Annotated in this window: 21 protein-coding genes; 10 read left to right on the plus strand and 11 right to left on the minus strand. The window is 42.9% G+C overall.

Annotated features, from left to right (window positions below):
- The first annotated feature begins 22 nt into the window (after nucleotides 1-22).
- The 7 genes from prpC to queC all read left to right on the plus strand — a co-directional run bounded on the left by prpC (nucleotide 23) and on the right by queC (nucleotide 9,192).
- A complete protein-coding gene (gene prpC, locus MHN79_RS11235; RefSeq protein ID WP_239172970.1) occupies nucleotides 23-1,150 on the plus strand; it encodes a 2-methylcitrate synthase in 1,128 nt (375 codons plus the stop codon).
- A gap of 215 nt (nucleotides 1,151-1,365) precedes the next feature.
- Complete coding sequence (gene acnD, locus MHN79_RS11240; RefSeq protein ID WP_239172971.1) at nucleotides 1,366-3,957, plus strand: Fe/S-dependent 2-methylisocitrate dehydratase AcnD; 2,592 nt, start codon at nucleotides 1,366-1,368, stop codon at nucleotides 3,955-3,957.
- Between the two features lie 8 nt (nucleotides 3,958-3,965).
- Nucleotides 3,966-5,150, plus strand: coding sequence for a 2-methylaconitate cis-trans isomerase PrpF (gene prpF, locus MHN79_RS11245; RefSeq protein WP_239172972.1), 1,185 nt, complete (start codon nucleotides 3,966-3,968; stop codon nucleotides 5,148-5,150).
- A gap of 60 nt (nucleotides 5,151-5,210) precedes the next feature.
- Complete coding sequence (locus MHN79_RS11250) at nucleotides 5,211-7,088, plus strand: propionyl-CoA synthetase (protein WP_239172973.1); 1,878 nt, start codon at nucleotides 5,211-5,213, stop codon at nucleotides 7,086-7,088.
- A 90-nt stretch (nucleotides 7,089-7,178) separates the two neighbouring features.
- Nucleotides 7,179-7,655 carry a GNAT family N-acetyltransferase gene (locus tag MHN79_RS11255; RefSeq protein WP_239172974.1) on the plus strand — a complete coding sequence of 159 codons (477 nt, stop codon included), beginning with the start codon at nucleotides 7,179-7,181 and terminating at the stop codon, nucleotides 7,653-7,655.
- Nucleotides 7,656-7,816: 161 nt separating this feature from the next.
- On the plus strand, nucleotides 7,817-8,485 hold the full coding sequence (queE, locus tag MHN79_RS11260) for a 7-carboxy-7-deazaguanine synthase QueE (protein WP_239172975.1): 669 nt from the start codon (nucleotides 7,817-7,819) through the stop codon (nucleotides 8,483-8,485).
- A gap of 14 nt (nucleotides 8,486-8,499) precedes the next feature.
- Nucleotides 8,500-9,192: a 7-cyano-7-deazaguanine synthase QueC gene (gene queC / locus MHN79_RS11265; RefSeq protein WP_239172976.1), complete on the plus strand. Its 693-nt coding sequence runs from the start codon at nucleotides 8,500-8,502 to the stop codon at nucleotides 9,190-9,192.
- Nucleotides 9,193-9,247: 55 nt separating this feature from the next.
- Here queC and MHN79_RS11270 read toward each other — a convergent pair whose 3' ends face one another.
- On the minus strand, nucleotides 9,248-9,601 hold the full coding sequence (locus MHN79_RS11270) for a DUF2750 domain-containing protein (RefSeq protein WP_160927333.1): 354 nt from the start codon (nucleotides 9,599-9,601) through the stop codon (nucleotides 9,248-9,250).
- Between the two features lie 80 nt (nucleotides 9,602-9,681).
- Nucleotides 9,682-10,875, minus strand: a complete 1,194-nt coding sequence (locus MHN79_RS11275; protein WP_239172977.1) for a class I SAM-dependent methyltransferase — start codon at nucleotides 10,873-10,875, stop codon at nucleotides 9,682-9,684.
- Nucleotides 10,876-11,050: 175 nt separating this feature from the next.
- On the opposite strand from MHN79_RS11275, the gene yccX reads away from it, so the two are divergent.
- Nucleotides 11,051-11,323, plus strand: a complete 273-nt coding sequence (gene yccX, locus MHN79_RS11280; RefSeq protein WP_239172978.1) for an acylphosphatase — start codon at nucleotides 11,051-11,053, stop codon at nucleotides 11,321-11,323.
- On the opposite strand, the gene MHN79_RS11285 is transcribed toward yccX, so the two are convergent.
- From MHN79_RS11285 to MHN79_RS11310, 6 genes are all read right to left on the minus strand, one after another.
- The gene (locus MHN79_RS11285; protein ID WP_114785757.1) at nucleotides 11,318-11,647 is read right to left on the minus strand and encodes a TusE/DsrC/DsvC family sulfur relay protein; all 330 of its coding nucleotides are present in this window, start codon (nucleotides 11,645-11,647) and stop codon (nucleotides 11,318-11,320) included. The two genes, yccX and MHN79_RS11285, sit on opposite strands and share 6 nt — an antisense overlap.
- Nucleotides 11,648-11,775: 128 nt before the next feature.
- Complete coding sequence (locus MHN79_RS11290; protein ID WP_152430360.1) at nucleotides 11,776-12,444, minus strand: Bax inhibitor-1/YccA family protein; 669 nt, start codon at nucleotides 12,442-12,444, stop codon at nucleotides 11,776-11,778.
- Nucleotides 12,445-12,641: 197 nt separating this feature from the next.
- On the minus strand, nucleotides 12,642-13,388 hold the full coding sequence (locus MHN79_RS11295) for an amino acid ABC transporter ATP-binding protein (RefSeq protein WP_239172979.1): 747 nt from the start codon (nucleotides 13,386-13,388) through the stop codon (nucleotides 12,642-12,644).
- A gap of 21 nt (nucleotides 13,389-13,409) precedes the next feature.
- Nucleotides 13,410-14,507, minus strand: a complete 1,098-nt coding sequence (locus MHN79_RS11300; protein ID WP_239172980.1) for an amino acid ABC transporter permease — start codon at nucleotides 14,505-14,507, stop codon at nucleotides 13,410-13,412.
- 1 nt (nucleotide 14,508) lies between these two features.
- Nucleotides 14,509-15,711 carry an amino acid ABC transporter permease gene (locus MHN79_RS11305; protein ID WP_239172981.1) on the minus strand — a complete coding sequence of 401 codons (1,203 nt, stop codon included), beginning with the start codon at nucleotides 15,709-15,711 and terminating at the stop codon, nucleotides 14,509-14,511.
- Between the two features lie 64 nt (nucleotides 15,712-15,775).
- Nucleotides 15,776-16,804, minus strand: coding sequence for an amino acid ABC transporter substrate-binding protein (locus MHN79_RS11310; RefSeq protein ID WP_239172982.1), 1,029 nt, complete (start codon nucleotides 16,802-16,804; stop codon nucleotides 15,776-15,778).
- A gap of 461 nt (nucleotides 16,805-17,265) precedes the next feature.
- On the opposite strand from MHN79_RS11310, the gene MHN79_RS11315 reads away from it, so the two are divergent.
- The gene (locus MHN79_RS11315; protein ID WP_239172983.1) at nucleotides 17,266-18,201 is read left to right on the plus strand and encodes a bifunctional precorrin-2 dehydrogenase/sirohydrochlorin ferrochelatase; all 936 of its coding nucleotides are present in this window, start codon (nucleotides 17,266-17,268) and stop codon (nucleotides 18,199-18,201) included.
- A gap of 56 nt (nucleotides 18,202-18,257) precedes the next feature.
- On the opposite strand, the gene MHN79_RS11320 is transcribed toward MHN79_RS11315, so the two are convergent.
- Complete coding sequence (locus MHN79_RS11320; RefSeq protein ID WP_239172984.1) at nucleotides 18,258-18,743, minus strand: YajQ family cyclic di-GMP-binding protein; 486 nt, start codon at nucleotides 18,741-18,743, stop codon at nucleotides 18,258-18,260.
- A gap of 17 nt (nucleotides 18,744-18,760) precedes the next feature.
- A complete protein-coding gene (locus tag MHN79_RS11325; RefSeq protein WP_239172985.1) occupies nucleotides 18,761-19,813 on the minus strand; it encodes a 3-deoxy-7-phosphoheptulonate synthase in 1,053 nt (350 codons plus the stop codon).
- 214 nt (nucleotides 19,814-20,027) lie between these two features.
- On the opposite strand from MHN79_RS11325, the gene MHN79_RS11330 reads away from it, so the two are divergent.
- Nucleotides 20,028-20,507, plus strand: coding sequence for a DUF4442 domain-containing protein (locus MHN79_RS11330; RefSeq protein ID WP_114785748.1), 480 nt, complete (start codon nucleotides 20,028-20,030; stop codon nucleotides 20,505-20,507).
- Here the strand turns inward: MHN79_RS11330 and MHN79_RS11335 are convergent.
- Entirely contained in the window at nucleotides 20,476-21,861 is a 1,386-nt protein-coding gene (locus tag MHN79_RS11335; RefSeq protein WP_239172986.1) for a hypothetical protein, read from the minus strand. The two genes, MHN79_RS11330 and MHN79_RS11335, sit on opposite strands and share 32 nt — an antisense overlap.
- Nucleotides 21,862-21,875 lie beyond the last annotated feature (14 nt).

Here is a 21,875-nt window from a genome sequence, read left to right on the forward strand (position 1 = left end):
CCAACTAGAAAAGGAGTTCGATATGTCAACTAAAGAATTAGGTGGCGCAGGCTTGAGAGGCCAAAGTGCTGGAAGCACAGCTTTATGTACAGTAGGTAAAACAGGAACCGGTCTTACCTACCGAGGGTATGATATTCATGACCTCGCTAACAATGCACAGTTTGAAGAGGTCGCACATCTGTTATTGCGTGGGCACCTCCCTACTCAGCAAGAACTAGATGCTTATAAAACACGTCTGATAAGCCTTCGTGGTTTACCAGAAGAAGTTAAAAAAGCGCTTGAGCTTCTCCCACGCAACGCACACCCTATGGATGTGATGCGTACCGGGTGCTCTGTTTTAGGAAACATTGAACAAGAATTTGACTTCTCAGGGCAACTTAATGCGACAGAGAGAATGTTGGCGTTGTTTCCTGCAATTATCTGTTATTGGTATCGTTTTAGTCATGACGGCGTCAAAATTGATACTCAAGATCAATCACAAAACTGTATTGGTGGCTATTTTCTGAAAATGCTGACAGATAAAGAGCCAACAGAATTGCACAAACAAGTCATGCATTGCTCGCTTATTTTATACGCAGAACACGAGTTTAATGCGTCGACTTTTGCAGCGAGAGTATGTGCATCAACCCTTTCTGATATTCACTCATGTATTACGGCTGCAATTGGCACGTTAAGAGGGCCTTTGCATGGAGGTGCCAATGAAGCGGCAATGGATATGATCCAAGACTGGCAAACTCCCGAAGAGGCTGAGTCTAATATCATGCGAATGTTGGCCAACAAAGATAAAATCATGGGTTTTGGCCATGCGATTTATAGAGAGAGTGATCCAAGAAACGCATTAATTAAACGTTGGTCCAAAGAGTTGTCAGAACAGGTTGGCGATAATCACTTATACGCTGTTTCTGAACGAGTAGAGACCGTTATGAAACGTGAAAAAGGATTATTCTGTAACGCTGACTTTTTCCATGCTTCAGCCTACCACTTTATGGATATCCCCACTAAATTGTTCACACCAATATTTGTTATGAGTCGTTTAACTGGCTGGGCTGCTCATGTGTTTGAACAGCGCGCAAACAATCGTATTATTCGCCCTAGCGCAGATTATACAGGGCCAGACGCACAAGAATGGCTACCTATCGATAGAAGATAGGAAATCTCACTGTGTTGCCAAGGCTTGTGTTTCTGTATCAAGCCTTTTTATTTTTATGGGTTTAGACAGAGTCATACATTCTAGGCTTAGGTCTTTTATCAGCTGACCGTTTAACAGGTTCACAGCTGTTATCAAGGTCACCCAAAAACATAATTGCTATCACTTTGAGGTATTTTGACGACTATCCAGAGTGATATTCAGATGGAAGTAATACAATGAGTTGTACTGTTAACACTGATTATCGTAAGCCGCTTTCGGGATTCGGCTTGGATTTTTTTGACGCGCGCCAAGCCATCAACGATATTTCTCCCGGAGCTTATGACCGCTTGCCTTATACCTCCCGTGTACTTGCCGAGCAATTAGTGCGCCGGTGTAATCCAACAACTTTGACCGAATCACTGAAACAGTTAATCGAACGCAAGAGAGATTTGGATTTTCCATGGTATCCCGCTCGGGTAGTGTGTCATGACATTCTTGGTCAAACTGCTTTGGTAGATTTAGCTGGGTTACGCGATGCCATCGCTGAGCAGGGTGGTGACCCTGCGAAAGTTAATCCCGTTGTCGAGACGCAATTGATCGTGGATCACTCATTAGCGGTGGAACATGGTGGTTTTGACCCTGACGCTTTCGAAAAAAATCGAGTCATTGAAGAGCGCAGAAATGAAGACCGCTTTCATTTCATTGAGTGGTGCAAAACGGCGTTTGAAAATGTCAGCGTTATTCCTGCAGGCAACGGCATTATGCACCAGATAAATCTAGAAAAAATGTCACCCGTCATTCAAGCCAAAGATGGCATCGCATTTCCCGACACATGTGTTGGTACGGATAGCCATACTCCTCATGTCGATGCGCTTGGCGTAATAGCAATTGGTGTAGGGGGCCTAGAAGCAGAGACAGTCATGTTAGGTCGCCCTTCGATGATGAGGTTACCAGAGATAGTTGGTGTAAAACTGGTGGGTAAACGCATCCCCGGAGTTACTGCGACAGACATCGTTTTGGCCATTACGGAATTTTTGCGTGGCGCTAAGGTGGTTTCATCTTACCTCGAATTTTTTGGCGAAGGCGCAAGTAGCTTAACAATCGGTGATAGGGCAACGATTTCTAATATGACGCCTGAGTATGGCGCAACGGCAGGTATGTTTTATATTGATGAGCAAACACTCCAATATCTCAAACTAACAGGACGTGACTCTCAACAAGTCGAACTAGTTGAAAAATACGCCAAGCAAACAGGGCTTTGGGCGAGCGACTTGCAGGAAGCTGAATACGAACGTTTGTTGGAGTTTGATCTTTCTTCAGTGACACGTAACTTAGCGGGTCCCTCAAATCCTCACCGCCGTTTACCGACCTCAGAGCTCAGTGCAAAAGGTATTGCTGGGAAGTGGGATGATTCAGAAGGTCGATTACCCGATGGAGCAGTTATTATTGCTGCGATCACTTCGTGTACGAATACAAGTAACCCGAGAAATGTTGTTGCTGCTGGACTTGTCGCCAAAAAGGCAAATCAGTTAGGACTTGAGCGAAAACCTTGGGTAAAAACCTCTTTTGCGCCCGGTTCAAAAGTGGCTAAAATCTACCTTGAAGAGGCAGGGCTATTGCCCGAAATGGAGAAGTTGGGCTTCGGAATAGTCGGCTATGCTTGTACCACCTGTAATGGCATGAGTGGTGCTTTAGACTCTGACATTCAGCAAGAGATTATCGACAGAGACTTATATTCCACCGCAGTTCTGTCTGGTAATCGAAATTTCGATGGCCGTATTCACCCGTACGCTAAACAAGCGTTTTTAGCATCTCCCCCTTTAGTAGTGGCTTATGCCCTTGCGGGGACAATTCGATTTGATATTGAGCGCGATGCGCTAGGATACAGCTCTGACGGGCAACCTATTTATCTTAGTGATCTTTGGCCTAGTGATGAAGAAATTGACCACACTGTCGCTGAGTACGTCAAGCCAGAGCAGTTTAAACAAGTCTACATACAGATGTTTAAACTTGATGATCAACGAGCCAATAGCAATCCTCTGTATGATTGGCGCCCGATGAGTACCTATATACGCCGCCCCCCATATTGGGAAGGTGCGTTAGCCGGTAAACGAACATTATCTTCAATGAGGCCGTTAGCCGTATTAGGGGATAACATCACTACAGATCATTTATCACCTTCCAATGCCATACTCGCTTCAAGTGCAGCTGGAGAGTACCTTTCAAGCATGGGGGTCCCCGAGCAAGATTTTAACTCCTACGCAACACATAGAGGGGATCACCTTACTGCTCAGCGAGCTACGTTCGCTAACCCTAAACTTTTCAATGAGATGGTTCGCGAAAATGGCGAGGTGGTGCAAGGTTCTCTCACTCGTATTGAGCCTGAGGGTGAAATATCGCGTATATGGGAAGCAATTGAAACTTATATGAGTCGAAAGCAACCTTTAATCATTATTGCAGGGGCAGACTATGGCCAAGGCTCTTCGAGGGACTGGGCTGCGAAAGGAGTTCGTTTAGCTGGTGTTGAGGTGATTGTTGCCGAAGGATTTGAAAGGATTCACAGAACAAACCTTGTAGGGATGGGAGTGCTACCCCTTGAGTTTAAACAGGGAGAAAACCGAAAAACACTCAACCTTGATGGCAGTGAAGTTTACGACATAGTTGGAAACATTCAGGCAGGTGTAGATCTTAGCTTAATCATTACACGCAAAAGCGGTGAATGCATGGAGACTTTGGTGACATGCCGTTTGGATACGCAAGATGAAGTCTCGGTATACGAGGCTGGTGGTGTGTTGCAGCGTTTTGCTCAAGATTTTCTTGCTCAGTAGGAGGAATAATGGCGAATCTTCAAACCAATCAAATAAAGGTCGCGGCAACTTACATGCGCGGCGGGACGAGCAAGGGCGTTTTTTTCAATATAAGCGACTTACCTCCTGCAGCGAAAGTGCCCGGAAAAGAGCGTGATGCATTTTTATTACGGGTAATTGGCAGCCCTGATCCCTATGCTAAACATATTGATGGTATGGGAGGCGCAACGTCGAGTACCAGCAAAGTTGTCATTCTCTCCCCAAGCACTCAACCTAATCATGATGTAGATTACTTATTTGGCCAAATTTCGATTGATAAGGCATTGGTCGATTGGAGTGGTAATTGTGGAAATCTCTCTGCAGCGGTAGGCCCTTTTGCTATACACACTGGTTTAATGCCATCCGAGCGTATCCCCAAGAACGGAACTGTAGCGGTCAGGGTCTGGCAAGCCAATATAAAAAAAACTCTCGTCATTCATGTTCCTATTAGAGATGGAGTAGTACAAGAAACTGGTGACTTTGAGTTAGATGGAGTGACGTTTCCTGCGGCAGAAATTCCTGTTGACTTTATGTCACCTGCAGATGGCAAAGGTAATATGTTCCCGACAGGAAACTTAATCGATGATCTCGATGTGCCAGAGATTGGTACATTCAATGCTACGTTTATAAACGCGGGCATACCAACCATATTTATGCAAGCCGACTCCCTTGGTTATACGGGGACTGAACTTCAAGATGAAATAAACAATGACTTAAATGCTTTGGATAAGTTTGAGAAGATCCGAGCTTATGGGGCATTGAAGATGGGGCTCATAAGCAATATTGAGGAAGCAGAAAACCATCAGCACACGCCCAAAATAGCGTTTGTTTCTAAGCCTAAAAGCTACCACGCATCAAATGGTAAATACATTTCTGAAAGCGATGTGGACTTACTTGTTAGAGCCCTATCTATGGGGAAACTACACCACGCCATGATGGGGACGGCTGCGGTAGCCATTGCTTCAGCCTCATGTGTCCCAGGAACACTTGTTAATCTGGCCGCTGGTGGCGGTGAAAAGCACTCAATCACATTCGGACACCCGTCTGGTGTACTAAAAGTTGGTGCTATTGCCAGTCACAATGAAAAAGGTTGGGTTGTTGAAAAAGCAGTGATGAGCCGAAGTGCGCGAATCATTATGGAAGGTTTTGTTCGTGTTCCTTCCGATACTTTTTAAAGTAAGCCTGTTAAGTCACTACAGGCCTTAATCCTATCTGGACATACGGGAGGATACGTTATGTCTGCCTATCAGAAAGAATATTTATTGGCCAAGGAAGATCCCAAACTTTTTTGGCAAAGCCAAGCGAACAATATTGATTGGTTTAAAAAACCTACCAAGATTTTAGAGCTTGATAATAATGGCATTGAACGCTGGTTTACCGATGGTGTTCTCAATACATGTTGGTTGGCACTAGATTATCACTGTGAGCAGGGTCGGGGTGACAATGTCGCTCTAATTTATGACTCTCCGGTTACAGGAAATAAAAGCCAATACACTTATAATCAGTTACGAGACCAAGTATCGAAAGTTGCTGGCATGCTTGCTAGTCAAGGGGTAGAAAAAGGCGATCGTGTGATTATTTACATGCCTATGATCCCTGAGGCCGCAATGGCTATGCTGGCATGCGCAAGACTAGGTGCTATCCACTCCGTGGTGTTTGGTGGTTTTGCTCCCCATGAACTTGCGGTTCGAATTGATGATGCGCAGCCCAAAACCATTATGACGGCTTCTTGTGGGATTGAATTCACGACAGTGATTCCATATAAGCCTCTTGTCGATAAAGCGATTGAACAAAGTCATTGGAAGCCTGAAAAAGTATTTGTGTTCCAGCGCCCTGAGTGTCAAGCAGAGTTAGCTCATCCTTATGATTTAGATTGGCAGCAAGAAGTTGAGAAAGCCCAGCCTCACTCATGTGTTCCCGTTTTGGCTACTGACCCTTTATATATACTCTATACATCCGGAACGACAGGTAAACCTAAAGGGGTTGTAAGGGACAATGGTGGTCATGCTGTTGCGCTCAAGTACTCTATGAGCGCGATTTATAATGTTGCTGAAGATGGCGTTTATTGGGCCGTCTCCGATGTTGGTTGGGTACTAGGCCATTCATACATTGTTTATGCACCTTTGATCCATGGTTGTAAAACTATCTTATATGAGGGAAAACCAATAAAAACGCCGGATGCTGGTGCATTTTGGCGTGTCTGCGCAGAACATAAAGTCAATGTTTTGTTTGCTGCTCCCACCGCTTTTCGTGCGATAAAGAAAGAAGACTTTGATGGTGTCCATATTGAAAAACATGACTTATCCAAGCTACACACAATTTTCATGGCTGGTGAGAGGCTTGACCCTCCAACTTTAGCTTGGGCACAAGAAAAAACACGTAAACCCATCATTGATAATTGGTGGCAAACCGAGACGGGATGGCCTATGGTCGCAAACCCTATCGGACTTGAGCCCATGAAAGTTAAGGCTGGCTCATCAACTAAACCAGTACCAGGCTACAACATCGAAATACTTAATGAACAAGGAGAGGTTTTAGGGCCTAATCAGCAAGGCTTTATTGCCATCAAGCGTCCTTTACCCCCAAGTTGTCTGCCTACGATATGGCGCAATCATGAAAGGTTCGAATCTAGTTACCTAAATGTATTTCCCGGTTACTATATATGTGGCGATGGCGGCTATTTTGATAGTGATGGATACTTGTACATTATGGGCCGGATTGATGACGTAATTAATGTCGCAGGGCATAGGTTATCAACAGGGGAGATGGAAGAAGTGGTTGCTGAACATCCAGCTATTGCAGAATGCGCCGTAGTGGGGGTCAGCGATGAATTAAAAGGACAATTGCCTTTGGGCCTTGTGGTGCTCAAGGATGGGGTTAAAGTGGATGACAATCAACTGGAAGACGAAATTGTTGATGTTGTACGAGACAAAATTGGTGCGGTTGCCTGTTTCAAGCAAGCTTTGGTGGTTGAGCGCTTACCAAAGACTCGGTCGGGTAAAATTTTGCGAAAGACCATTCGACAGATAGCCGATGGGGAAGAGTATACCCTTCCTTCTACAATTGACGATCCAAATAGTTTAGTGGAAATAGAGAAAATACTAGAGCGCTAGATTAACGCATTGTATAACCACCAAGTAGCCTTTAGTATATTGAGCTACTTGGTGTACTAAGCTCTGTGATTATTTTATATAAGGTGGGCTATGAAAAACATCACAATTCGAGTTGCACAAACTCAGGATGTAGAACAGCTCGATGAATTAATGTTCAGGCTTCATGATGAGCACCATCACCAATGCCCTGAACACTTTAAAACCGCTCAAGAGATAGAGCAGGAAAAAAGCATTACTCGTTATATCAACTCGCCCGATTGTTTAGTCTTGGTTGCTTGCAACGGCGATTGCATCCTTGGCTTTATTACAGGACATTTTTGTGAGCTAACCTCAAGTGTGAGTAAGCCGGTTCAGATGGGAAGTGTAGATGAACTCTATGTCATGCCTGAAATGCGAAAGTTTGGTATTGCGACACAGCTATATCATGATTTGGAACATCGTTTTGATGAGTATGGCGTCAAACAAGTGTTTGTCGAGGTATGGGGCTTTAACCGCGTCGCACTCGATTTATACAAGGGTTTAGCGTTCCAAAATCATATTCACTGGTTACGAAAACCAATCAGTTAGCGTTGCTTTTTCTCGGCCAATCAATTTGTTGGCGATACGTGACAAACACAACACAAAAAGATTGTGGTTTTTTCTCATTCTGATTTAGTTGACCTTCGTGTTGCAGTCATTTAAGGTCTCGGTCCGGCATTGCACAGATGATGATTTAGGCTGAGATAAAGTTGTACAAAATTAACGAAATGTTTGAAACCATACAAGGTGAAGGTGTATTTACGGGGGTACCGTCTGTATTCATTCGCCTACAGGAATGCGCTGTTGGTTGCTCTTGGTGTGATACTAAGCATACCTGGGACGCAACCCCTCAAGACGAGCGCCCTTTAAATGAAATTCTGACTAAAACAAAGGACTCGTCTACATGGTGCAGTGCTGCCAGTTCTGACATTATCGATCAATATCATCAATTGGGTTACCAAGCTAAGCATATCGTGATTACAGGTGGAGAGCCATGTATTTATGATTTACAACCACTCACTGAAGCCTTTGAAAATATTGGATGCAGTTGCCAAGTGGAGACCAGTGGTACATCCGAGGTATTAACCAGCGAGAAGACCTGGGTGACAGTGTCACCAAAAGTAGCGATGAAAGGAAAGCTTCCTGTGCTGGATAGTGCATTGTTACGAGCCAATGAGATCAAACATCCGGTAGGGACAACCAAAGATATTGAACACTTAGATGAGCTAATAGTGCGAGCCAGCGTGCCAGAGACCACAGTGATCGCACTGCAACCCATTAGCCAGAAACCTCGAGCAACTCAACTTTGTATTAATACCTGTATCGAGCGTAACTGGCGACTTTCAATTCAATCCCACAAATATTTGAACATTGCTTAAAGGACATAAGAAGAATGAAAAAAGCTGTAGTCGTATTCAGTGGAGGGCAAGATTCTACGACTTGCCTAGTTCAGGCCCTCAATGTGTTTGATGAAGTTCATGCTATTACTTTCGATTACGGACAAAGGCATAGACTAGAAATCGAAGTCGCCCAAAGTTTAGCTAAAGAGCTGGGGGTCACGGCTCACAAAGTTATGGACGTCGGTCTCCTTAATGAATTGGCGATTAGCTCGCTAACTCGAGATGACATTCCAGTCTCTCATGAGCTGCAGGACAATGGTTTACCAAACTCCTTCGTACCCGGTCGTAATATTTTATTTTTAACACTTGCGGGTATTTACGCATACCAAATTGGCGCAAGCACTATCATTACAGGGGTATGTGAAACAGATTTCTCTGGCTATCCTGATTGTCGTGACAGTTTTGTTAAAGCCATGAATACGGCTCTTGCACAAGGTATGGAATACCAGTTAAAAATTTCTACTCCTTTGATGTGGCTAAATAAAGCGGAAACTTGGGCGCTTGCAGATCAGTGCCAGGCTCTCGATTTGGTGAAAGAGAAAACGTTAACTTGTTATAACGGTGTCATTGGTGATGGTTGTGGAGACTGTCCTGCGTGTGGGCTCAGAAAAGCAGGATTAGAGGATTACCTAAATGACCGTGAGGCTATTATGGCTTCTTTGGTTAAAAAGCAGCAGCCTGTCTAAAAACTATATAAATGTGCCCTCATAAAATCTATGAGGGCAATTTGAAGTAGCTTATTTAACCTAGATACATTTTTGCCAATTCAGCAGGTTCAACTTCTTTACCTTCCAATTGTGCATTCCAGTTGGTACCAACTAAAACACCATCTTCTGATAAAGTGAGTAACCAATCTTCGACGAAAATATCGAGTGGGATTTCTAATACCTCAAAATCGGCCCACTCTTCGACATTGTGCGCTTGCGCATCTTCCTTTGCCGACCAGAATGGCATAACTTCGCTATTCTCAAACTCAGTGGAGTCGCATGATAGCCATCCTTCTTCGTTACGAAGCCCCCAAACTAAATTGTTCTGTTTGGTGTCCGCTACAAAAAGCTCTAGGTTCGCTTGAATGTCAGAAGTTAAGTTGCTCATCGCGTTTTTCTCTTCATGGTAATTATGGATTAGGGTAGCACTGTTATCGTTAAAGCTAAATAAAAAACCAGATTTTCTGTCTAGATGACCTTGCAGGCAAAGCCTTTTAGATAAAACCCTTCTGGACAGGCTGTGTCTGTTGGGTGGTCGGCCGCTTGTTCAAAACGTTCAACAAACTTGACCTGTCGACCAGCGTCAACCGCGGCATCGGCAATGATTTTTTGAAAAAGCACTTGGTCCATTAACCCAGAACAAGAATAAGTTAGCAGTGTTCCACCCGTTCTTAAGATTTGCATAGCTAGCATATTAATATCTTTATAGCCCCGACATGCCCCATTGAGTTGTGCTTTGCTCTCGGCAAATTTGGGCGGGTCCATGATCACGACATCGAATTTTGTTCCCTGATCTCTATATTCACGCAGCAACTTAAATACGTCCGCGTTGAGAAAAACGGCACGCTTTTTCGAAATATCAATCTGGTTAATTTCGGCATTGTGTTTTGCCATATCCAGTGCGGGTTGAGATACATCAGCGTTGATAACGCGTTTTGCCTCACCTTTCAATGCATATAAACCAAAGCCACCTGTGTAAGAAAAGCAGTTGAGCACTTCCTTATTTTTACAATATTTGATGGCCTGTTGGCGGCTATCGCGCTGGTCGAGGTAGAATCCTGTTTTATGGCCGGCCTTAATATTTACACTTATCTTAATGCCATTTTCTTCAATAACAACGGACTCTGGAGGCTCTTCACCACGTAACACACCAACGCGTTCACTTAGTCCCTCTTTCTTTCTCACCGCAACATCTGAGCGTTCATATATGTTATGTTCCGGAAACACAGTTAATAGAGCGCTGATCAGAGTGTCTTTTTGGTATTCGGCACCGGCACTCAATAGCTGACATACCAAGTAATCTTGGTACTTATCGACAGTAATGCCCGGCAACCCATCAGATTCAGCGGCAATTAAGCGATAGCCTGTAAGACCGTCTCGCTCAATAATATCCTGACGAAGTACTTGTGCTTGCTGGATCCGCTGCACAAAAAAATCTAAATCTATCTCTTGGTTCTCAAAGCTCCAAATTCTTGCACGAATTTGCGAGTGTGGAGAGTAGGCAGCTTTTGCCAGCCAAGTTCCATCATGAGCAAAAACATCCGCTGTTTCACCTAACGAAGGTTCACCCTCTATTTTTTTTATACCTCGAGAGAAAACCCAAGGATGTCTGCGCTTTAGCGACTTTTCTCGGCCTTTTTCTAGATAAATAGCTGGGGTCATGATGTTGCTCACTTGAATATTAAAGGTCGGGTATTGTGGTGGAAGTCTATAAGAAAATCAAACAAAACCACCAGTTAGGATTGGAATATGCTTATTTGAATAAAGCCTTTTATAATTTTGCTAGAAAGTTACGAGGTCGATTAACTATAACAGTACATTGTATAGGTATATCATTATGGATTTTGAGTGCAAAAGGTTTCTCATAAGTGGTTGTGTACAGGGCGTCGGGTTTCGCTATCACACATCTCAGAAAGCTATGAAACTTGGCTTAACAGGCTATGCGAAAAACCTCACCAATGGACAGGTTGAAGTGGTGATTTGTGGACATAGCCAGAAAATGGTTGAGATGGAACAATGGTTACAAAACGGGCCTAAAACTTCGTCGGTAGAATCCGTTGAGTCGGAGTGTATACCTTATCAGCTAATTACAGACTTTGATATTTTATAGGCACTTTGCGGGTTTTGGTAAGCCTGCCAATTTTGTTGCTTGTTTGGCTGGGCCTTGTTTAAAGAGCTTGAATAAATACTTACTATTACCTTTCTCTGGCCCATGCGCTTTTTCCATTGCTTTAACCAGCATCCTTACCGCAGGTGAAGTATTAAACTCTTCGTAAAAAGCACGGACAAAGTGAACCACTTCTAAATGCGCTTCAGTCAGTTCGATGCCTTCTTGCTCTGCAAGCAACGCAATCATACCTTCTTCCCAATCGGTATGGTTAAGAAGGTATCCTTCGTTGTCGGTGTGAACGGTTTTGCCTTTGTACTCAAACATGTCATTCAATTCTTGGTGTTGTAGAGTCGATAGGGTAGCTCAGCTCAGCGGCGTTTCGCAACATGTAAAAAGAAAAAGCCCAGAAGATTCAACCTCTGGGCCGTAACAAAGCATAATTTGTCTAGTAATTAGTCATCATTCATAATGCCAAGAATCGTTAGTAAGCTAGTGAACAAGTTCAAGATGTTAAGATACATAGAAATTGTTGCGCTTACATAGTTAGTCTCTTCACCACGAACAATACGGCTTGTGTCGTACAAAATAAAACCAGAGAAAACAAGCGCTGACATACTGCTGATAGCGAGCTGACCTAGAGTAGAGCCAACGAAGATATTAATGATTGCTGCTACGATGACAATAATCAGTCCTGCGATAAGAAAATTGCGCATGAAAGAAAAATCTTTCTTACTGCTGATTGTATAAGCAGACAACCCAAGGAATACCATCCCCGTTAGGCCTAGTGCTTGAGCAATGATCGATGGTCCATTAGGAATAGACGCATAGTGGTTCAGCATTGGGCCAAGAGCGCCTCCCATCAATGTTGTAAACACGAATGTCCATACGATACCCATAGATGAGTTGATGCTTCTTGGTAGAGCGAAGAAAAGAATACCGATAGCTGCTACTTGCATAACAAGTGCCATCATAGGAGAAAGGCCCATTGCCATTGTTGCAAGCGCTGCAATGGCACTAGTGACCAAAGTCATGGAAAGAAGAAAATAAGTGTTCTTCAGGGTTTTATTGATCTCAAGTGTGTTAGTTGCACTTGTAGAACGTGTAAACATAGGGCTGTTCATAATAGTCCTCGTAAGGGTTATGTTTATAGCTACATTTATGGGGTTAAGCTATGAAAAGATCAAGCCTTAACTGTATATTCATTACAACAAATTCTATATGAATTACACAAAAATGTATCAAGAAAGATGTAACACAATATAACAGATTGATTTATATGAGAACCACACCAACCTATGCTCTAATTTTTCAAACAACACTAATGACTTAGAATCTGGGCCAAAAAGTTTTGAGTACGATCAGATTGAGGGTTCTCAAAGAAATCAACTGGGTTATTTTCTTCAATGATCTCACCAGCATCCATGAAGATAACGCGATCAGCAACTTCTTTAGCAAACCCCATTTCATGAGTGACACATAGCATAGTCATACCTTCTTCTGCTAATTCAACCATAACGTCAAGCACCTCGCGAACCATTTCTGGATCGAGTGCCGAAGTGGGTTCGTCGAATAGCATAACTTGTGGGCTCATACATAATGATCGCGCAATCGCCACGCGTTGTTGCTGTCCACCGGAGAGCTGACCAGGGTATTTCTCTGCTTGATCTGGAATTTTTACTCGCTCGAGGTACTTCATAGCGACTTGTTTAGCCTCATCTTTTGGCATTTTTTTGACCCAGATAGGTGCTAAAGTGCAGTTTTCGAGTACGGTGAGGTGAGGGAATAGATTGAAGTGTTGAAAACACATACCGACTTCTCTGCGTACGGCTTCAATATTTTTCAGATCTTCGGTGAGTTCGTTTCCTGATACAATAATTTGGCCTTTCTGATGTTCTTCAAGTCGATTGATACACCGAATCATTGTAGATTTTCCTGACCCTGAGGGACCACATATCACGATTTTTTCGCCTTTTTTAACACTAAGATTAATGTTTTTGAGTACGTGAAACTCCCCGTACCACTTGTTCATGTCCTTAATCTCAATCATCAAACCCTGCTGTGTCATAACATATCCTTGAGCATTAAATTATCGTTTATGGCCAGTATGGAGTTTGTTTTCCAGCCAAATGGAGTATCGAGACATGCCAAAACAAAATATCCAGAAAACCAATGCGACAAAAACATAACTTTCAGTCGCAAACCCCAACCATTGTGGATCAGTATTGGCTGCTTGTCCTATACCCAATACATCAAACATTCCAATAATGAGAACTAAACTGGTGTCTTTGAAGAGGCCAATAAAAGTGTTCACTATCGAGGGGATCGTGATTTTCAATGCTTGAGGCAATACGATCAAGCCCATTTTTTTCCAATAACTGAGTCCGAGAGCGTCAGCTGCTTCGTATTGGCCTTTCGGTATGGCCTGTAACCCACCTCTGACTACCTCTGCCATATACGCCGCACTAAACATGACTACCCCTATCAGAGCACGTATGAGTTTGTCTGTTTCTGAGCCCTGAGCAAGAAATAGTGGCAACATGACAGACGCCATGAAGAGCACTGTAATAAGAGGAACACCACGCCAAATTTCAATGTAAACAGTACAAATACTTCGAATGATAGGCATCTCTGACCGCCGGCCAAGGGCCAAACCAACTCCAATGGGTAATGATACAACAATCCCCACCAACGCAATGATAAGTGTGACTAAAAGCCCACCCCATTTATGAGTATCAACGACCTCAAGTCCAAATACGCCGCCGTACAGTAGGGCGGCAATGATAAAGGGATAAATGTTAACAAAAAACAACCATATCCATAGTCGTTTAGGCGTTTTTTCATAAGCGAGCAGAACAGTGAAGATGGTTAGGGTTGCGTAAAATAAACGCGGACGCCATAACTCCTCTTGAGGATAGAAGCCATACATAAATTGCTCCCAACGCACGCTGATAAACACCCAGCAAGCACCTTCTCGAGAGCAGTCATCTCGAGTCGAGCCTATCCAATCGGCTTGTAAAATTGCCCAATTGAAAATGTTCCAAATGAGGGAGATCGCGATGTAAGCGAGAATCAAAGTAACTATAGAATTCACCGGACCATTGAATAGATTTTTTCGCATCCACCCTATTGGCCCCACAGTATTGGCAGGAGGTGGTAAATCTGGCTGAAATTGATGTATCTTCATATCATCTCTCCACCAAAGCAACTTTACGGTTATAAATATTCATCAGCGCAGATGTCAGTAGGCTGAGCGATAAATAGACTGCCATAGTCATAGCAATGATTTCTATCGCTTGTCCTGTCTGGTTGAGGGTTGTCCCTGCGAATACTGACACTAAATCGGGGTAGCCAATCGCCATCGCCAATGATGAGTTTTTGGTAAGGTTAAGGTATTGGCTGGTTAATGGCGGTATGATGATTCTCAGTGCTTGCGGTACGATGACGAGTTTAAGCGTTCTGGAACGGGGAAGGCCAAGAGACATGGCGGCTTCTGTTTGACCATGACTGACGGCATTAATTCCCGAACGAACTATTTCAGCGATAAACGAGGCGGTGTAAATACTTAAAGCTAGCAGAAGCGCGGCTAATTCAGGGATAATACTTATTCCTCCTTGAAAATTGAACCCTTGTAGCTTCGGATAATCTGCTGAAATAGGGGAGCCCATAAGAAAGTACACAGCGACAGGAAATACAAAAACTAACCCAAACACGATACGACCCATCGGGGTCTGTTGCCCTGTTAATTTTTGTTTGTTATTTGCCCAAATATTGATGAAAAGGCAGCTAGCTATCCCCAGAGCAAAGCAGATTCCGACAATGGATGCACCTTGTTCGAACACAGGGGCCGGAAAATATAGGCCGCGTACATTTAAAAATATTGCTTCTCCAAGGCTGAGACTTTGTCTAGCGGAAGGCAGTGCTTGAAGTACTGCGAAATACCAAAAGAATATTTGTAACAGTAGTGGCACATTGCGAAAAATTTCTATGTAGACGGCCGCCAAACGGCTTACTAACCAATTAGAGGATAAACGGGCAATGCCCATAATAAAGCCAATCACTGTGGCTAAAATGATTCCGAGTACAGAGACTAGGGCGGTATTCAAAAGCCCGACAACGAAAGTACGACCATATGAGAAAGTTTCGTTGTACTCAATCAGTGACAAACCTATCCCAAATCCAGCTTCCTGAGTTAGGAAGCCAAACCCTGTCGCGATACCACGGGCTTCAAGATTGGTAAGAGCATTGTTAACGATTGTGTAAAAGAAAAAAAACAACGCGATGATGGCGATGATCTGAAAAACGACTGACCGAAATGTGGGGTTATAAAAAAGGTTAGTTTTCGAATTCTGGCTTTGCGCGCTAGGCTCATTGGCATTAGTATGTTTCATTTAGCTATGGCCTCAATCCCTTGGTTATAAAAAGGGCGGCAGTACCGCCCATTTTGGTTGCCTACTAGCGAATTGGCGGTGCGTACATGAACCCACCTGCATTCCACAGCGCATTAACACCACGAGAAATTTGCAGTGGGGAGCCGCTACCAACAGTGCGTTCGAAGCTTTCTCCGTAATTCCCGACCTGTTTTACAATTTGATACCCCCAGTCGTCACGTATGCCAAGACCTTTTCCTTTTGGCCCTTCAATACCCAAGATCCTTTTAACGTTAGGGTCTTTTGACTTTAACATTTCTTCTGCATTCTTGGATGTAATGCCATACTCCTCAGCATTAATCATAGCTGCCAAAGTCCATTTACCAATGTTGAACCACTGGTCATCACCTTGGCGCACTACTGGACCTAGTGGTTCTTTCGAAATAATTTCGGGTAAAACCATGGCAGAAGCTGGATCTTGAAGGTTTAGACGCAGCGCATAAAGCCCTGATTGGTCGGTCGTTAATACATCGCAACGACCAGCATCAAAACCCTTAGAAGTTTGTGCAGCGGTATCAAAAACAACTGGCTTATACGACATTCCACTATTTCTAAAATAGTCTGCTAGATTAAGCTCGGTTGTTGTACCAGATTGAACACACACTGACGCGCCATTGAGCTCTTTCGCACTTTTGATGCCCAGATCTTTTTTCACCATAAAACCCTGACCATCGTAGTAATTGACGCCAACAAAATTGAGGCCAAGCGCGGTATCTCGGTGTAATGTCCACGTGGTGTTGCGTGATAAAACATCAATCTCACCAGACTGAAGGGCAGTAAAGCGTTCCTTAGCGGTTAAAGGGACATATTTGACCTTTTTCTTGTCGCCAAGAACGGCGGCGGCTAATGCTTGACAATACTCCACGTCAATACCTTCCCATTCGCCTTTTGAGTTAGGGTTAGAAAACCCAGGTAAACCTGTACTGACACCACAAGTTAGGAAACCCTGTTTCGTCACTTTGGCTAGGGTAGTATCTGCAGCAGAGACGCCCGTAGACATCAGAGCAGTCGAAGCCGCTACTAATGAAGCAATAAATGTGAGTTTGTTTGCCATTTGAATCCTTCCTGTATGATCCATGTTAATTAGGTACCACTTATCACAACGAATGAAAATGTGTTGTTTATCAATGGTTATTGTCAAATCATCTAAAAAAACGACTTGTATATAAATCAACCATTTATAAGAATAGGTAAGGATTGGTAAATTCTCAAATATATCATTTAAAAGAGATTATTCTGTGAAGTTACTTATCTCAGACCTAATTTAATGATTAAATATTAATCAACTCGGTGTAGTGTGAAACTTCACATTAATAGTTCAAAGGTAAACAATGTTGCCAATATACGAATTTAACAGTAATAAATTTTACCATACGGGATACTGGCAATTAATAACGTTGCATTTTCGACGGTATCTAGCACTATCTATTGCACTGTTAAGTAATCTCTGTATTTATGTATCACATTTTTGATAGTATCTTGTGTAATAGCTTGTAAGTTTGCCTAAGGATAGAAATGCAATATTTTCCACTGTTCATGAATCTCAGAGACAGACCGATTTTGGTAGTAGGAGGGGGTGAAGTAGCTTGTCGCAAGGTTGACAGCCTAATTCGTGCAGGTGCAAATGTATCCATTGTTTCTCCACAAATTGACCTATATTTACAACGTTTAGTTGAGCGTAATGAATGCCACTGGATTCAAAATTTCTACTCTAAAAAAATACTGGATAAGAAATACCTTCAAGTGTGGGCCACAACGGATAACCCTGAACTTAATCACCGAGTTTATGATGATGCCAAAGCGTTGGGGATTTTGGTTAACGTCGTCGATGATCAGCCTTATTGTGACTTTATTACACCTTCAATGATTACTCGTGGCAGAATTCAGATTGCTATATCAAGCGGAGGAGCATCGCCTGTTCTTATTCGCAATATTAGAGAGCAGCTAGAATCAAGTTTGGCATTCAACCTATCTTTGTTAGCAGACTTTGGCTTGTCGAAAAGAGGAGATATTAAACAGCGTCTACCTGCAGTTGACCTCCGACGTAAATTCTGGGAAGTGTTTTTTGCCCGTACCAATGTTCAAAATGCAACAGAACGTTTCCAATTAGAAGCTGAATATTCCAAACTCTTAGACAGTGAAATTCAATTTCAAGGGTCTATTACGTGGGTAGAGTTTGGCAATGATGTCGAGTTGCTGCCGATAAAAGCATTGCGCTTGATGCAGCAATCGGAACAAGTTCTGTATAGTCCTCTTTGTCCTGATGAGTTCCTAGAGCTGAGTCGAAGAGATGCCGAGAGACATATGTATGAGAACGAAGTTGATCTATCTGAGAGGCTAGTTATTGGACGAAAACAGAATATGCGTGTTGTTGTATTTATTCCTTCTGAAGCAATTGACTATAAACTTCTTATTAATGGGGATCTACATATTCGACCGGGTAGCGTATGAAGGCTAACACTCCAAGCACTTCGCTAGGCACTTGGAGTGTTCTCAATTGGTTGTATTTAGTCTCTGAAGTTTTCGTACTGAAAAGGTTGGCCGAGATCCGCGTCTCGAATCATAGCTATCGTAGCTTGAAGGTCGTCTCTTTTCTTTCCTGTAATACGTACTTTCTCACCTTGAATAGACGCTTGTACTTTAAGTTTGGCATCTTTAATCGCTTTAACGACTTTTTTGGCCATGGGAGCTTCGATTCCCTGTTTGAACATAACAATTTGATGCCACTTTTTGCCCGACGCTTCCTCATCTTTGGCTTCCATAGCATTAACATCAACACCTCTTTTAGTAAGGTGAGAACGTAAAATATCTCGCATCTGTTTAAGTTGAAAATCACCTTCGGCATTTAGCCTTACCGATTCATCTTTTTGCATTTCAAACGAGGCCTCGACACCTCGAAAATCAAAACGCGTAGATAATTCGCGAGAGGCATTATCGACTGCATTTCTAAGCTCAACAGTGTCGATTTCAGATACTATATCAAAAGATGGCATTACTTATTCCTCTATGTTTATCCACGTGATTTAACGGCATTCGCCAGCAAATCCAGCATCTTGACTGTGTCTTCCCAGCTTAAACATGGGTCTGTAATAGACTGGCCGTATACCAAGTTATCTATGTCTTTCATGGACTGGTTGCCTTCAACAATAAAGCTTTCGGCCATGATACCAGCAATTTGGTCTTTACCAGATAGAATCTGATCACAAATATCTTTTGTGACGTCTAATTGTCTCTTATGTTGCTTTAAACAGTTGGCATGGCTGAAGTCAACGACAAGACGAGCTGGAAGATTGAAGCTTGCTAATTGTTGGCATGCTGAGTTTACAGAATCGCTATCATAGTTAGGACCGTCATCACCACCTCTCAGAATTACATGCCCATATGGATTTCCACTAGTACGGTATACTGTCATACGCCCGTTTTTATCCGGCGAGTAAAAGTAATGAGAAGCTTGAGATGCTCGGATAGCATCGATAGATATTTTTACGTTGCCATTAGTCCCATTCTTAAACCCTACAGGGCAAGATAACGCGGAGGCCATTTCTCTGTGTATCTGAGATTCTGTGGTCCGCGCACCAATAGCTCCCCAAGAGATTAAATCAGCTATGTACTGGCCTGTAATCATATCAAGGAACTCAGTCGCAGTTGCTAACCCAAGCTTATTTATGTCGAGTAGAAGCTTACGTGCTTTGTTAAGCCCAGTCTCTAAAGCATATGAGCCATCCAAATTTGGATCTGTAATAAGGCCCTTCCATCCTACAACAGTGCGTGGCTTTTCAAAGTAAGTACGCATAACGATAAACAACTCGTCTTGGTACTCTTCTTTAACCTCTGCTAAACGCTTGGCATAGTCAAGGGCTGCATGTGTGTCGTGTACTGAACAAGGCCCCACAACTACCAATAATCGCTTGTCCTGACCTGTCAAAATCTGTTCGATCTGCTGGCGAGATTTAGCAACGCGTTCTGCGACATCTCCAGTAATTGGATGTGCGCTCCCAAGCTCTGCTGGTGTTGGCATTGGGCCTAATGGTTGGGTTCTTAACTCATCGGTTTTAATTGGCATAAACTCGCCTATTATTTTTATCGCGAAGGGTTAAAGATAACGGAAACAGCATGACTAATAAACCTTTAGCATAATATTCTTGAAGTTGTGCTGCTCCGCATAAGGCCTGCTGCGCTCAGTTCATCATTATGATACGTAATATTAACATCTTGTTGACATTGGTTCGGATTCGTTATCAACTAAGTGGAGTACAACATGACATCGGACCAGCTGCATGATTTCTTCTCTCGATAAAGCCAATATCTATCTCAAAATGTTTGGGTTTTTCAAAGTTCCGCTCATATGGCTTTGTGGTCCAAAAATATTGCAGCTCAATGAAAAAAGCGTAGAAATAAAAATACCGCTTAAGAGAAAAACGAGAAATCATCTCAACAGTATGTATTTTGGCGTCTTAGCCGTGGGGGCTGATGTCGCTGGCGGTTTTATGGCAATGAGCAAAGCGCAGTCAAGAGGGCATAAAGTTTCATTGGCATTCAAAGCAGTAGATGGACAGTTTCTTAAAAGGCCAGAGAGTGATGTACACTTTTTATGTCATGATGGAGAGTTAATTGACGCAATGTTAGATGAGACAATTGCAACAGGCCAACGAGTCAATCAACAGGTTAAAATAACCGCCATTTGCCCCAAGCTGCATGGTGATGAGCCTATGGCGGAATTTCTTCTTACTCTGTCGTTGAAGAAAGTGGCAGGGTAGGTGTGTCGAGATCCACTTGCTCAATTGCGACAATTTTGTTTCTGTTTAAGACTATTTTCCATCGGTAATAAGTCGGTTCGTCATTATGATTATCTTCTTTCGCAATTAGATTAATTAAATGCCGTTTTTCAACCGCCTCTTTACTCACCTGATTGTTGTTGAGGGTGTAAACTTTGTTTGAGCCTTTATCCATAAGTCGCATCAAAGGGCGCATGCTGAGCATCATGGACTCACGTGTTTCTTCGTAACCACTCATAAACTTGGACGTAGACATTTCAGTTTCGCTTCTATAGTGAAGCACCTGCTCTTCTCTTTGCACCACTCGCTTCTTACGTATGGTCTGTATCCGGTCAGGCAGCTTTTGCAAGCTTCTATAGTCTAACCATTCTAACTTCTGACCAACGGCTTTGTTTGTGGTGGGATCGAGATAATACTTTCTCCATTTTGGGCGTCCTTTTCTGATCCACCGCCATAACACGTCTCGAAGGTCATCTTTAAATATTTCACGAAGCGCATACACAAAAGACATCCAAATAATGAAAGAGACGGTTATTTCCCCCCAGTAGTCTCTGGCTAAGATTGCTGTAATAGTAACGAACACCATGACAAAGCCGGTTGCAGAGCCCTTAACAACACGTTTCATGTTTTTACCTAGTGACTGGGTTTTTGCTTTTAAAACGACTGGGTGTTCAATCAAACGGCGAAGCAGACGCATTTTATTACTTAGTCTTGTTACGTCGTCACGTACATTTTTCGAATTATAATTGTTTAGTTTTCGGTGTGCTGCTTCCTTTTCTACAATGGCGAGCAATCTTTCTTTGATTGTTTTATAGTCGGCTTCTCGTGGCATGTGTGCAATCAAAGACATAAAGCGTTGGCCTGTGTACCATGATAAATAGTTATCTATATTCGCATAGTAACGCTTTTGACTTTCTTCATACGGAATACTCCGCCTAAGTTTTTTTAAAATGTCTAGAGCAAGCTCTATCACTTCATCCACTTCTTCTGTAGTAACGGCCTCACTATTGTGCTTGTTGAGCTCATTAACGGCATTGTCCAGAGCTATAACATATTGATAAGCGAACAAACTAATACTGACACGATATTGGGTTGAGGAAAGTCTGCCTCGTTTTGCAAGCCGGCTATGCACTAAAGGTAAGAGTGTTTTGTCACTGAAATAAGCACGTTTCTGTATAATGGATTCATAATAAATTTCATTTTCCTTAAGCACATTAGGTGTTAAACCTAGTTCTCCCGGAACGAAAAAATAGAGGTCAAGGTCTGACTTTTTTGATGAAGCCATTGAATGGGAAATTTTAAGAGTGATGCCGTCCTGCTTATCAACGGTGATCAAAGAATATACTCCTG

It is taken from the genome of Vibrio sp. Of14-4 (assembly GCF_022347625.1).
Taxonomy (GTDB): Bacteria; Pseudomonadota; Gammaproteobacteria; order Enterobacterales; family Vibrionaceae; genus Vibrio; species Vibrio pristinus.

What these genes read in the sequence shown, in the direction of transcription:
- prpC (WP_239172970.1), top strand. Translation starts at nt 23, where the DNA reads ATGTCAACTAAAGAATTAGGTGGCGCAGGCTTGAGAGGCCAAAGTGCT.
- acnD (WP_239172971.1), top strand. Translation starts at nt 1,366, where the DNA reads ATGAGTTGTACTGTTAACACTGATTATCGTAAGCCGCTTTCGGGATTC.
- prpF (WP_239172972.1), top strand. Translation starts at nt 3,966, where the DNA reads ATGGCGAATCTTCAAACCAATCAAATAAAGGTCGCGGCAACTTACATG.
- MHN79_RS11250 (WP_239172973.1), top strand. Translation starts at nt 5,211, where the DNA reads ATGTCTGCCTATCAGAAAGAATATTTATTGGCCAAGGAAGATCCCAAA.
- MHN79_RS11255 (WP_239172974.1), top strand. Translation starts at nt 7,179, where the DNA reads ATGAAAAACATCACAATTCGAGTTGCACAAACTCAGGATGTAGAACAG.
- queC (WP_239172976.1), top strand. Translation starts at nt 8,500, where the DNA reads ATGAAAAAAGCTGTAGTCGTATTCAGTGGAGGGCAAGATTCTACGACT.
- MHN79_RS11270 (WP_160927333.1), bottom strand. Translation starts at nt 9,601, where the DNA reads ATGAGCAACTTAACTTCTGACATTCAAGCGAACCTAGAGCTTTTTGTA.
- MHN79_RS11275 (WP_239172977.1), bottom strand. Translation starts at nt 10,875, where the DNA reads ATGACCCCAGCTATTTATCTAGAAAAAGGCCGAGAAAAGTCGCTAAAG.
- yccX (WP_239172978.1), top strand. Translation starts at nt 11,051, where the DNA reads ATGGATTTTGAGTGCAAAAGGTTTCTCATAAGTGGTTGTGTACAGGGC.
- MHN79_RS11285 (WP_114785757.1), bottom strand. Translation starts at nt 11,647, where the DNA reads ATGTTTGAGTACAAAGGCAAAACCGTTCACACCGACAACGAAGGATAC.
- MHN79_RS11290 (WP_152430360.1), bottom strand. Translation starts at nt 12,444, where the DNA reads ATGAACAGCCCTATGTTTACACGTTCTACAAGTGCAACTAACACACTT.
- MHN79_RS11295 (WP_239172979.1), bottom strand. Translation starts at nt 13,388, where the DNA reads ATGACACAGCAGGGTTTGATGATTGAGATTAAGGACATGAACAAGTGG.
- MHN79_RS11300 (WP_239172980.1), bottom strand. Translation starts at nt 14,507, where the DNA reads ATGAAGATACATCAATTTCAGCCAGATTTACCACCTCCTGCCAATACT.
- MHN79_RS11305 (WP_239172981.1), bottom strand. Translation starts at nt 15,711, where the DNA reads ATGAAACATACTAATGCCAATGAGCCTAGCGCGCAAAGCCAGAATTCG.
- MHN79_RS11310 (WP_239172982.1), bottom strand. Translation starts at nt 16,804, where the DNA reads ATGGCAAACAAACTCACATTTATTGCTTCATTAGTAGCGGCTTCGACT.
- MHN79_RS11315 (WP_239172983.1), top strand. Translation starts at nt 17,266, where the DNA reads ATGCAATATTTTCCACTGTTCATGAATCTCAGAGACAGACCGATTTTG.
- MHN79_RS11320 (WP_239172984.1), bottom strand. Translation starts at nt 18,743, where the DNA reads ATGCCATCTTTTGATATAGTATCTGAAATCGACACTGTTGAGCTTAGA.
- MHN79_RS11325 (WP_239172985.1), bottom strand. Translation starts at nt 19,813, where the DNA reads ATGCCAATTAAAACCGATGAGTTAAGAACCCAACCATTAGGCCCAATG.
- MHN79_RS11330 (WP_114785748.1), top strand. Translation starts at nt 20,028, where the DNA reads ATGATTTCTTCTCTCGATAAAGCCAATATCTATCTCAAAATGTTTGGG.